Genomic DNA, 12436 nt, shown 5'->3' with positions numbered 1-12436 from the left:
GTAAGCGTCCAGCCACTGCCGTCTAGACTTCAAGCGGCAGCATCTCTGATGATCGAATCGAAGGCACAACAAATTTGTGCCCACAAATTCGATTATGGACACAAATTTGGGAACGGACAGCAAGCAGCCCTCGCGAGGCCCCTACCGGCACCACAGCGAGGAATTTAAGCGCGCCATCGTGGAGCAGTCGTTCCAGCCCGGCGTTTCGGTGGCGCGGCTGGCGCGCGAAAACGGCGTCAACACCAACCAGGTATTCGGATGGCGTAAGCGGTACGCGCCGAATCAGCTTCCTGTGGCACAGGCTACTGCTCCCGCGTTGGTCCCGGTGACCATCGTTGATCAACCAGCACAGCCGTTGGCCGGCGGTGATCATCGTCCGGCGGTCATGCTGGAGTTGACGGTGGGCCGTGCGAAACTTCGCGTCGGAGGCGATGTCGATCGGGACCTATTGGCGCAGGTGCTGGACAGGCTGCTGCGATGATCGGCTTACCTTCCGGCACCCGCATCTGGCTCGCCGCCGGCGTCACCGATATGCGTGCAGGCATGAACGGACTGGCGGCAAAAGTGGAGACCGCACTGGCCGAAGATCCCTTCAGCGGTCACGTCTTCGTGTTCCGTGGCAGGCGCGGTGACATGATCAAGGTGCTGTGGTGGACTGGTGACGGCCTGTGCCTGCTGGCCAAGCGCCTTGAGAAAGGCCGCTTCGTCTGGCCTCAGGCTGCCAGCGGGACAGTGATGCTGACGCAGGCGCAGTTGTCGATGCTGCTGGAAGGCATTGACTGGCGCAGGCCGGAACGTACGTGGCGACCCCAATCGGCCTTGTAAACGTGGCCGGAGTTCCGTAAACTCGGGGCATGCTCACCGCCACCGACCTCCCTGACGACATCGCCGCCCTGAAAGCCATGCTGCTGGCGCGTGACGAGCAAGTCCAGCGTCTGAAGGCGCAATTGGATACCCGCGCTGCTGAAATCGAGCATCTGAAACTGCTGATCGCCAAACTGCAGCGGATGCAGTTTGGCCGCAGTTCCGAAAAAGTCGAACGGCAGATCGAGCAACTGGAACTGAAGCTGGAAGACCTGGAGGCGGAAACCGGCGCGGCACAGCAGGCCGAACCCGCTCCGCAATCGCGCGCCGCATCCAAGGCACGTAAGCCGTTGCCGCCACATTTGCCCCGCGATGAACGCGTCTACCAGCCGGAGCATCAGGCCTGCCCGGACTGTGGCGGGGCACTGCGCCGCCTGGGCGAGGATGTGGCGGAGCAACTGGAATATGTGCCCGCCAGCTTCCGCGTCATCCGCCATGTGCGTCCCAAGCTGGCGTGTGCCTGCTGCGACACCATCGTCCAGGCACCAGCGCCGAGCCGCCCGGTGGAACGCGGCATCGCTGGGCCTGGTCTGCTGGCGCACGTGCTGGTGGCCAAGTATGCCGACCATCTGCCGTTGTACCGCCAGAGCGTGATTTATGCCCGGGAAGGCGTGGAGCTGGACCGCTCGCTACTGGCCAACTGGGTCGGTGCCTGCCATACCTTGCTGCGCCCGCTGGTCGATGCGGTGCGGCGTCACGTGTTTGCTGCCGACAAACTGCATGCCGATGACACGCCGATCCCGGTGCTGGCGCCCGGCAATGGCAGCACCCGCACGGCACGACTTTGGACCTATGTCCGTGATGACCGCGACAGCGCGTCGGAGGTGCCGCCGGCTGTATGGTTTGCTTACTCGCCCGATCGCAAAGGTATCCATCCGCAAACCCATCTCGCCAAATTTAAGGGCGTGCTGCAAGCCGATGCTTATGCTGGCTTCAACGCCATCTTCGAAACGAACCAGGTGGTGGAAGCAGCTTGCTGGGCGCATGCCCGCCGCAAATTCCATGACCTGCACGCCGCGCGGCCATCGGCCATTACCACCGAAGCACTGGCACGGATCGGTGCGCTGTACGGGATCGAAGCGGAAGTGCGCGGCAAACCACCGGACCAGCGATGTCTGGTACGCCAGTCGAAAGCACGGCCACTGCTTGATGAACTGGAGCGTTGGCTGCGTGCCACGCTGGAAACGCTGTCACGCAAATCCGATACCGCGGCCGCCATTATGTATGCCCTGAAGCTGTGGCCGGCGCTCACACGATACTGCGACGACGGACGCATCGAGATCGATAACTCGGCCGCAGAACGGGCACTGCGTGGTATWGCGCTTGGCCGCCGCAATTACCTGTTTGCTGGGGCCGACAGCGGCGGTGAACGGGCAGCGTCGATTTACTCCCTGATCGGCACTGCCAAGCTAAACGGCATCGATCCTGAGGCCTGGCTGCGCCATGTGCTGGCGCACATTGCGGACCACCCGGTCAATCGCGTCGACGACTTCCTGCCCTGGAACTGCTCCCAGCACCTTGTGGCTGGCAAATAAATGAACGCTGGCCTGCGGCCAGCCATCATCAACTAAACTGTTACGGCACTCAACACGGTGCTGAGTCGACGCTTACGNGACTTGGCGGCGTCCGTTTTCAGGACGGCGGCGCTGGCGGCCAGCGACAGGCCCAGCTGCTCCCAGCACCTTGTGGCTGGCAAATAAATGAACGCTGGCCTGCGGCCAGCCATCATCAACTAAACTGTTACGGCACTCAACACGGTGCTGAGTCGACGCTTACGTATGTACTGTGGAACTTGAGTCCGTAGCAGGGCATAGCGCGACCGTTAGCACAGTTGGTCGTTGCGCAGCGTGGGCGCCGGGCCTTTTCTCGGGCAGGGCTGGTCACATATTTCCTCAGCTTTAAGTAAGGTGGCACGGCTTTCATCACACGACATAATTGGTCAAGGTTTACCGAGCTGTGGTGTAAGTTGGCGTCTTTTCGCCATAGCAAAAAATGTTATGCTGCGATACTGGACCGTTACCGGCCAATAGCCGACCTTGGTGAACGTTTCGTGCGTTGCCGGCCAGGCGGAGTTTCACAAGGAGTTACAGGTCGAGTGCCCCGAACCGTGGCATCGAACCTCGCCATGTCGCCAACGGGGCCAGCCATCATGCCAGAAAAGCAACAGATACATCCCCGATACAATTCCAACAATCCTTGATTCTTGTCATGGTGCTACACTGATCAGACATTCAGGACGATGATGGAGGCAGATATGCACCAGATGTCGCGGCGCCAGTTCCTACGGGTGACAGGCGCTACCCTGGCGGGCTCGAGCATTGCTGCGCTCGGCTTCGCCCCTACCCCGGCGCTCGCCGAGGTGCGGCAGTACAAGTTGCTGCGCACCACAGAAACCCGCAACACCTGTCCCTACTGCTCGGTGGGCTGCGGCATCCTGATGTATGGACTGGGCGACGGCGCGAAGAACGCGGCGGCGCGCATCATCCACATCGAAGGCGACGCCGATCATCCGGTCAACCGCGGCACGCTGTGCCCCAAGGGCGCCAGCCTGATCGACTTTATCCAGAGTCCTAACCGCCTCAAGGTGCCGGAGTACCGCGCGCCCGGCTCGTCGGAATGGAAGCAGCTGTCGTGGGACGATGCGCTGGACCGCATCGCCAAGCTGATGAAGCAGGACCGCGACGCCAATTTCACCGAGAAAACCGAGGACGGCAAAACGGTCAACCGCTGGCTCTCCACCGGCATGCTGGCGGCATCGGCGTCGAGCAACGAGGTCGGCTACCTGACCCACAAAACCATGCGCAGTCTCGGCATGCTGGCATTCGATAACCAGGCGCGTGTATGACATGGTCCGACGGTGGCAGGTCTTGCCCCGACGTTTGGCCGTGGAGCGATGACGAATCACTGGGTCGATATCCGCAATGCTGATGTAATTCTTGTCATGGGCGGCAACGCCGCCGAGGCCCACCCTTGCGGTTTCAAATGGGTGACCGAGGCCAAGGCGCACCGCAAGGCGCAGCTGATCGTGGTCGATCCGCGCTTTACCCGCACCGCTTCGGTGGCCGACCAGTACGTCGCCACACGCACCGGCACGGACATCGTGTTCCTGGGGGCGGTGATCAACTACCTGCTCACGGCGGACAAGATCCAGCGCGAGTACGTGGTGAACTACACCGACATGCCCTTCATCGTGCGCGAAGACTTCGCGCTGAACGATGGCCTGTATTCGGGCTACGACGAGGCTACTGGCAAGTACGCCGACAAGAGCAGCTGGGACTATGAAAAGGGCGAAGACGGTTACGCCAAGGTTGATCCCACCCTGCAGCACCCACGCTGCGTCTATCAGCTGATGAAGGCGCATTACTCGCGTTACACGCCGGAGCTGGTCGAGCGCGTGTGCGGCGTGCCGAAGGAAAAATTCCAGAAAGTGGCGGACATGCTGGCGTCGACCGCCGTTCCGGGGCGCGCCGGCACCATCCTGTACGCGCTGGGCTGGACCCAGCACACCACCGGCGCGCAGACCCTGCGCCTGGGCGCCATGATGCAGCTCCTGCTGGGAAATATCGGCATCGCGGGCGGCGGCATGAACGCGCTGCGAGGCCACTCCAACATCCAGGGCCTGACCGACCTGGGGCTGATGACCAACCTGCTGCCCGGCTATATGACCCTGCCCAACGAGCCGGAGCAGGACCTGGAGGGCTATATCAAGGCGCGCGCCCTGCAGCCGCTGCGTCCCAATCAGCTCAGCTACTGGAGCAACTACCGCAAGTTCCACGTGAGCCTGATGAAAGCATGGTGGGGCGCGGCGGCGACGGCCGAAAACAACTGGGCCTTCGACTACCTGCCCAAGCTGGACAAGCCGTACGACCTGCTGCAGGCCTTCGAGCTGATGCACCAGGGGAAAATGAACGGCTACCTTTGCCAGGGCTTTAACGTGCTGGCGTCCGCGCCGGACAAGCAGAAGGTGACGGAGGCGCTGTCGAAGCTGAAGTTCCTGGTAGTGATGGACCCGCTGGCGGTGGAGACGGCCGAATTCTGGAAGCCGCACGGCGAGTTCCACAAGGTCGATCCTGCGCAAATCCAGACCGAGGTATTCCGCCTGCCCACCACCTGCTTCGCCGAGGAGCGCGGCTCGCTGGTCAGTTCCTCGCGCGTGCTGCAATGGCATTGGCAAGGCGCCGAGCCGCCGTGGCAGACGCGCAGCGACCTGGAGATCATGTCCGGCATCTTCCTGCGCATGCGGAAAATGTACCAGACCGATGGCGGCAAGTTCCCCGACCCGATCGTGAACCTGACCTGGCCGTACGCGCAGCCATTCAGCCCCACGCCGGAGGAACTGGCGATGGAGTACAACGGCAAGGCGCTGGCCGAGGTGACCGATCCCAAGGACGCCACCAAGGTGCTGGTGAAGAAGGGCGAGCAGCTGGCAGGCTTCGCCCAACTGCGCGATGATGGTTCCACGGCTTGCGGCTGCTGGATCTTCGCCGGCTGCTGGACCCAGGCCGGCAACCAGATGGGACGGCGCGACAACAGCGACCCGACCGGCATCGGCCAGACGCTGAACTGGGCCTGGGCCTGGCCAGCCAACCGCCGCGTGCTGTACAACCGCGCTTCCGCCGACACCCAGGGCAAGCCGTTCGACCCCACCCGCAAGCTGGTGGCCTGGAATGGCGCCACATGGAGCGGCGCGGACGTGCCGGACTTCAAGCTCGACGAGCCGCCTGAAAACGGCATGGGGCCGTTCATCATGCTGGCCGAAGGCGTGGCGCGCTTCTTCGCCCGCGCCGGCATGGGCGAAGGGCCCTTCCCGGAGCACTACGAGCCGTTCGAGAATCCGCTCGGCTACAACCCGCTGCATCCGAAGAACCCGCGCGCAACCAGCAACCCGGCGGCGCGCATGTTCAAGGACGACAGGGCCAAGCTTGGCAAACACACGGACTTCCCGCACGTGGCCACCAGCTACCGGCTCACTGAGCACTTCCACTTCTGGACCAAGCACGCGCGCCTGAACGCCATCATCCAGCCGGAACAGTTCGTGGAAATCGGCGAGGACCTGGCCAAGGAAATCGGCGTGGCCAACGGCGGAATGGTGAGGGTGTCTTCCAGGCGGGGGCAGATCGTCGCCAAGGCGGTGGTCACCAAGCGCATCAAGGCGCTCACCATCGAGGGCAAGAAGACCCACACAGTCGGCTTGCCGCTGCACTTCGGCTTCAAGGGCGTGACCCGTCCCGGCTACCTGATCAACACGCTCACGCCGTCGGTGGGGGACGCCAACACGCAAACGCCGGAGTACAAGTCCTTCCTGGTGAAGGTCGAGAAAGCTTAGGAGAACGGCATGGCACTGCAATCTTTGGATATCAAGCGCATGTCGGCCACCACGGTGCAGGAACCCGTGGCGCGCAGCCCGGCCACCGGCACCGTGGCCAAGCTGATCGACGTATCGAAGTGCATCGGCTGCAAGGCTTGCCAGACCGCCTGCATGGAATGGAACGACCTGCGCGACGACGTGGGCGACACCAACGGCGAGTACGACAATCCGCGCGACCTGACGCCGCAGTCCTGGACCGTGATGCGCTTCACCGAGCACGAAGAAAAGGACGGCAACCTGGAATGGCTGATCCGCAAGGACGGCTGCATGCACTGCGAGGACCCGGGCTGCCTGAAAGCCTGCCCGGCGCCGGGCGCCATCGTGCAGTACACCAACGGCATCGTGGACTTCCACCAGGAGAACTGCATCGGCTGCGGCTACTGCGTGGCGGGCTGTCCATTCGATGTTCCGCGCATCTCCAAGAAGGACAGCCGTGCCTACAAGTGCACGCTGTGTTCGGACCGGGTGGCGGTGGGCCAGGAGCCGGCCTGCGTGAAGACCTGCCCTACCGGCGCCATCGTGTTCGGCACCAAGGAGGACATGCAGCTGCATGCGGCCGAGCGGGTGGAAGACTTGAAGTCGCGTGGCTTTGCGCAGGCCGGCCTGTACGACCCGGCAGGCGTGGGCGGCACGCATGTGATGTATGTGCTGCACCATGCAGACCGTCCGGGGCTGTACCACAACCTGCCGGCCAGCCCCGCCATCAGCCCCATGGTGGGCCTGTGGAAGGGGCTGACCAAGCCGCTCGCGCTGGCGGGCATCGCCGTCACCGCACTGGCAGGCTGGTTCCACTATAGCCGCGTGGGGCCGAATGAAGTGAGCCGGGAGGAGGAGGCGGAGGCGCTGCACGAGGCCAACCGCATCAAGGAGAGCCAAAATGAGATTCGATAAAGACGGCAATCCGCTCATCGAGCGCTATAACGCGAATGAACGCAGCAACCACTGGGTGACGGCGATCTGCTTCGTGCTGCTGGCCGTGTCCGGGCTGGCCATGTTCCATCCTGCCACCGCGTGGATGGCGGTGTTCCTGGGCGGCGGGCAGTGGACGCGCATCCTGCATCCGTTTATCGGCGTGGTGATGGCCGTGTCTTTCGGGCTGCTGGTGGTGCGCTTCTGGCACCACAACCGCTTCGAGCCGGGCGACAAGGAATGGCTGAAGGGCGCCACCGAGGTGATGGCGCTGCACGAGGAGAAGGTGCCGCCGGTGGGACGCTACAACGCCGGACAGAAGGTGCTGTTCTTCGTGCTGATCGCCTGCATGGCGGGGCTGATCCTGTCCGGCACGGTGATCTGGCGCGAGTACTTTTCGCTTTACTTCCCCATCGGCCTGGTGCGTTTTGCAGCCCTGCTACACTCGTTCTGCGCTTTCGTTATCATCGTGGCGATTGTGATCCACGTGTATGCCGGCTTCTGGGTGAAGGGCTCGGTGGGCGCCATGGTGCGCGGCACGGTCACCTACGGGTGGGCGCGCAAGCACCACCGGCGCTGGTTCGAGGAAGTGGCGCGCAAGCAGCGGGACTAGATTAGAATGGATTGAAACGCAGACGAGAGGACTTACTTGGTACAACGCCTTCTGTCCCCCGGCGAGATCGAATCGCTGGACCACACCACCATTCCGCGCCTGGTGTTGCCGCAGCCGGGCGTGCTCTTTTCCGCCCGCGCCACCCGCCTGCGCCAGCTTGCCGACGGCAACGTGCCCGGCATCCCCGCGCCCGACTCCCTGCACGGCTATCTGTACCTGATGGCCGCCGTCGCCGACGCCCAGGCTGCCATCGCGGCAGCCGGCTCGCCAGCCGCCGCTTCGCGCCCGGCCGCTTCCGCCCCACGGCCGCCAGCGCCCCCGGTTCCGCCGCTGCCGCCCTCCGACGCCATGGAGACCGCTCTTGCCCACAATATGCCGCCGCTGCCGGTGTCCGGCCCGCGCCCGGCCGGCTGGGGGGCCATCTATTTGGCGCTCCTGGACCAGCTGGATGCCGCCGCCAGCGGCCAGCCGCAACTGGCCGCCGTGCTGGCCGGCCTGCGCGCGCTGTCCGACACCGACCTGGAGGGCTGCGCGGACGCGGTGCTGGCCGAATTCGGCGAGGGCATCAATCCTCTGCACGCGCCTTTTGTGGCCGCCGCGCTGCAGCTCCTATGGGTCACGCACGCGAGCCAGCTGGACGCCAGCCGCGTCCAGCCTCCCGTCACCGGCACTCTGTGTCCCGTCTGCGGCTCGCACCCGCTGGCCAGCGTGATCCGCATCGGCGGGCAGGCGCAAGGCTACCGCTATCTGCACTGCGCCATCTGCGCCAGCGAATGGCACATGGTGCGCGTGAAGTGCAGCTGTTGCGAGAAGAACGCCCGCATCGCCTACCAGAGCCTGGCGCCCGCCGGTGCAGATACAGGTGCCGATGAGGACAGCGGCGGCGACCCCGCCGCCGCCCCAGTCAACAAGGCGCAGGACCCTTCCCGCGTCGCCCGCGCGGAAACCTGCGATGACTGCCGCAGCTACCGCAAGATCTTCAACCAGGAACACGACTTCATGGTCGAGCCTCTGGCCGACGACCTGGCCAGCCTGGCGCTCGACGTGCTGGTGACGGAAGCCGGCTATGCGCGCGGCAGTGTCAATCCCCTGCTGTGGTTCGGTTCCGAATGAGCGCCGCCGCCGACAGCAAGCTCCCCGGCGGCCGCACGGTTCGTCTGCCTGCCGTGCACCGGGTACTGTCCGACGCCGCCTGCCAGCCGCTGCTCGCCCAGTACGGGCGCGAACAAGCCACTGCCGCCCTGCGCGCCCTGCTGGCCGAACTGCGCGCCTGCTCGCTCGGCGCCACCGGCGACCGGTCCAAGCCATCTTCCTTGCCCGCGCCGTCCGCAGCCACCGCCGGCAAGGACGCCCCAGCCGGCGTCGCTGCGGTCATCGCGCGCCTTGCCGAACGCCTGGAGCGCGCCAACCGCTCCGCCCTGTTCCCGGTCTTCAACCTCAGCGGCACCGTCCTGCACACCAACCTTGGCCGCGCCCTGCTGCCTGACAGCGCGGTGCAAGCGGTGGCCGAGGCGCTGCGCTGGCCGATGAACCTGGAATGGGACATCGACACCGGCAAGCGCGGCGACCGGGACAACCTGGTGGAGGAACTGCTGCGCGAACTGACCGGCGCCGAAGCGGCCACGGTAGTCAACAACAATGCCGCGGCCGTCCTGCTGCTGCTCAATACCCTCGCCGCCGGCCGCGAAGTGATCGTCTCGCGCGGCGAGCTGGTGGAAATCGGCGGCGCCTTCCGCATTCCCGACATCATGACCCGCGCCGGCGCCACGCTGCGTGAAGTGGGCAGCACCAACCGCACGCACCTGGCGGACTACGGCAGCGCCATCGCCGACAGCACGGCTTTGCTGATGAAGGTCCATTGCAGCAACTATGCCATCACCGGCTTCACCAAGGCCGTCGACCTGCCCGAGCTGGTGCCGCTGGCGCGCGGCCACAAGGTTCCTGTGGCGGTGGACCTGGGCAGCGGAACGCTGGTCGATCTTGAACAGTACGGCCTGCCGCATGAGACCACGGTGTGGGAAACCCTCGCCGCCGGGGCGGACCTCGTGACTTTCAGTGGCGACAAGCTGCTCGGCGGTCCGCAGTGCGGCATCATCGCTGGCCGCGCCGACCTGGTTGCCGCCATCAAGCGCAATCCGCTGAAGCGCGCCCTGCGCGTGGGCAAGCTGACACTGGCCGCGCTCGAACCGGTGCTGGCGCTTTATCGCGCACCCGATCTGCTGCCAGAGCGCCTTACCACGCTGCGCCTGCTCACGCGCCCGGCCGCCGCCATGCGCGCGCTGGCTGGCCTGTTGCAGCCGCAGCTGCAGCATGCGCTGGGCCAGGCCTACAGCGTGGCCGCCGAACCGATGTTGAGCCAGATCGGCAGCGGCGCCTTGCCGGTGGACCAATTGCCCAGCCACGGCCTGGCGATCCGCGCGGTCCGCCCCGTCCGCCTGGCCGAGGCGGCCATCAAAGTCGCGAGCGACCCGCTCGGCGCGCTGGAGAAGCGCCTGCGCGCCCTGCCCCGCCCCGTCATCGGCCGCATCGCCAACGATACCCTGTGGCTGGATCTGCGCTGCCTGGAAGACGCGCAGCTGGACATCTTCGTGCGGCAACTGCATCTGCTACGGCCATGATAGTCGGCACTGCAGGCCATATCGACCACGGCAAAACGTCGCTCACGCGCGCGCTCACCGGCGTCGATACGGACCGCCTGAAGGAAGAAAAGCAGCGCGGCATTTCGATCGAGCTGGGCTACGCCTACGCGCCGCTGGAAGACGGCGTCATCCTGGGCATTATCGACGTTCCGGGCCACGAGAAGTTCATTCGCACCATGGCGGCCGGCATCACGGGCATCGACTTCGCGCTGCTCGTCATCGCCGCCGACGACGGCATCATGCCGCAGACGCTGGAGCACCTCGCCATCCTGCGCCTGCTCGGTGTGCAGCGCGGCGCCGTGGCGCTGAACAAAGTGGACCGCACCACGCCCGAACGGCTACAGCAGGTGCAGGCCGAGATAGACATGCTGCTGGCAGACACCGCCTTCGCCGGCTGCCCCGTGTTCCCCACCGCGGCGACCGTCCCGGGCGACGCCGGCGTGACGGCACTACGCCTGCACCTCACCGCCGCCTCGCGCATTCTGCCTGCGCGCGACGAGCACCGCCTGTTCCGGCTGGGCGTGGACCGCGTGTTCACGCTGGCCGGCCAGGGCACAGTGGTCACGGGGACCGCGCTGGCGGGCAGCGTGGCCGTGGGCGATACGCTGGCACTGGCGCCGGGAGGCCGGGAAGTGCGCGTGCGCAGCATCCATGCCCAGAACCGCGCCGCCGGCGAAGGCCGCGCGGGGCAGCGCCTGGCTCTCAACCTGGCCGGTGCAGCGCGCGACGAGATCGAACGCGGCAGCTGGGTGGTCGCCCCTGCGCTGGCCGCCTGCTCCTTGCGCGTCGATGCCGAGCTGACGCTGCTGCCCGGAAGCGGCGCCGCGCTCAAGGCCTGGTCGCCGGTACACGTGCACCTGGGCGCAGCCCACCATACCGCCAACATCGTGCCGCTGGACGCGGACGCGGTACTGCCCGGCCACACCTCCCGCGCGCAGCTGGTGTTCGAGCAGGAAGTCCATGCCGTGCCCGGCGACCGCTTCGTGCTGCGCAACGCGCAGGCCACGCAGACCATAGGCGGTGGCATGGTTCTCGACCCCTTCGGTGCAGCCCGCAAGCGCCGCAGCCCCGTGCGCCTGGCCTGGCTGGACGCCCTCGGCGCCTTCACCGGCAGCGCCTGCGGCGGCGGCGCAAGGGCCGGCGGCGCGGCTGAAGGCATTGGCGGCATCGGCTCGCTGCTGGCCTGTTCGCCGCACGGCCTGCCCATGAGCGCCCTGGTGCGCCTGTCGCAGCTGCCGCCTGCGCGCATCGACGTGCCGCCCGGCGTGCGACGTATCCCGCTGCATGGCGGCGACGAACTGCTGGTCGGCGATGCGGCGCTGGCCCGGTTGCAGCGGCACGCGCTGGCCGCCCTTGCAGACTTCCATGCCAGCTCGCCCGACGAAACCGGTCCCGAGCTATGGCGCTTGAAACGCATCGCCAGCCCGGATAGCGAAGACCAGCTATGGAGCCACGCCATGTCCGCACTGCTGTCGCAAGGCGACATCCGCCGCCACGGCAACGCGCTGCACCTGCCCGGCCACAGCGTGGAGCTCAGCGCATCCGAACAGGCGCTGGCGGACCGCTTGCTGCCGGAGCTGCTGGCAGGCCGCTACGATCCGCCCTGGGTGCGTACCCTGGCCGCCACGCTGGCCGTGCCGGAGGACGACGTGCGCCGCCTGCTGCGCAAGCTGGCGCGGGCCGGCGCCGTCACCCAGGTTGTCACGGACCTGTTCTACCACCCGGCGCCGCTGGCCGAACTGGCGCAGATCATCGCCCAGCTGGAAGACGCGCAGGCGGCCAGCTTCCGCGACGCGGCCGGCCTTGGGCGCAAGCGCGCCGTGCAGCTGTTGGAATATTTCGATCGGGTCGGCTATACTCGGCGCGTACGCAACACGCACCTGGTCCGACCATGGAAGGCATTCCCGTCCGGTGACGGGGCCGGGCTTCAAACCCGGTGAGGGGCGTCAGCCGTTCCTCTGTAAGTTCGACTCTTTCTGCCTTCCGCCATGACCTCCAGCAGCACCGCCGCCGGCATCGGCCGTCCCAGCAGATAGCCCTGCG

The 12436-nt window shown here is 66.0% G+C and carries 9 protein-coding genes and 1 tRNA gene; all 10 read left to right on the top strand.

Features of this window, described 5'->3' with window-relative positions; translation table 11 throughout:
• Positions 1-106: 106 nt before the first annotated feature.
• Positions 107-481, top strand: coding sequence for a transposase (locus ASD15_RS11155; RefSeq protein ID WP_162249893.1), 375 nt, complete (start codon positions 107-109; stop codon positions 479-481).
• The gene (tnpB, locus tag ASD15_RS11150; RefSeq protein WP_057154919.1) at positions 478-825 is read left to right on the top strand and encodes an IS66 family insertion sequence element accessory protein TnpB; all 348 of its coding nucleotides are present in this window, start codon (positions 478-480) and stop codon (positions 823-825) included. The genes ASD15_RS11155 and tnpB overlap by 4 nt, the downstream gene beginning before the upstream one ends.
• A gap of 29 nt (positions 826-854) precedes the next feature.
• Positions 855-2399 carry an IS66 family transposase gene (locus ASD15_RS11145; protein ID WP_057154918.1) on the top strand — a complete coding sequence of 515 codons (1545 nt, stop codon included), beginning with the start codon at positions 855-857 and terminating at the stop codon, positions 2397-2399.
• Positions 2400-3118: 719 nt separating this feature from the next.
• The gene (gene fdnG / locus ASD15_RS11135) at positions 3119-6190 is read left to right on the top strand and encodes a formate dehydrogenase-N subunit alpha (RefSeq protein ID WP_082551751.1); all 3072 of its coding nucleotides are present in this window, start codon (positions 3119-3121) and stop codon (positions 6188-6190) included.
• A gap of 9 nt (positions 6191-6199) precedes the next feature.
• Positions 6200-7123 (top strand): formate dehydrogenase subunit beta, encoded by a 924-nt coding sequence (gene fdxH / locus ASD15_RS11130; protein WP_057154915.1) that lies wholly within the window; start codon positions 6200-6202, stop codon positions 7121-7123.
• The gene (locus ASD15_RS11125) at positions 7110-7754 is read left to right on the top strand and encodes a formate dehydrogenase subunit gamma (protein ID WP_057154914.1); all 645 of its coding nucleotides are present in this window, start codon (positions 7110-7112) and stop codon (positions 7752-7754) included. Before fdxH ends, ASD15_RS11125 begins: the two co-directional genes overlap by 14 nt.
• A 36-nt stretch (positions 7755-7790) precedes the next feature.
• On the top strand, positions 7791-8867 hold the full coding sequence (fdhE, locus tag ASD15_RS11120; protein ID WP_057154913.1) for a formate dehydrogenase accessory protein FdhE: 1077 nt from the start codon (positions 7791-7793) through the stop codon (positions 8865-8867).
• Positions 8864-10372, top strand: a complete 1509-nt coding sequence (selA, locus tag ASD15_RS11115; protein ID WP_057154912.1) for an L-seryl-tRNA(Sec) selenium transferase — start codon at positions 8864-8866, stop codon at positions 10370-10372. The genes fdhE and selA overlap by 4 nt, the downstream gene beginning before the upstream one ends.
• Complete coding sequence (selB, locus tag ASD15_RS31645; protein WP_082551750.1) at positions 10369-12333, top strand: selenocysteine-specific translation elongation factor; 1965 nt, start codon at positions 10369-10371, stop codon at positions 12331-12333. Before selA ends, selB begins: the two co-directional genes overlap by 4 nt.
• Positions 12287-12382 (top strand) — tRNA-Sec (locus ASD15_RS11095). Before selB ends, ASD15_RS11095 begins: the two co-directional genes overlap by 47 nt.
• The last annotated feature ends 54 nt before the right edge of the window (positions 12383-12436 follow it).

The organism is Massilia sp. Root351 (assembly GCF_001425045.1).
Classification (GTDB): domain Bacteria; phylum Pseudomonadota; class Gammaproteobacteria; order Burkholderiales; family Burkholderiaceae_D; genus Rugamonas.
The sequence above is the reverse complement of the archived record's forward strand: the minus strand, read 5'-3'. Positions and strand labels throughout refer to the sequence as shown.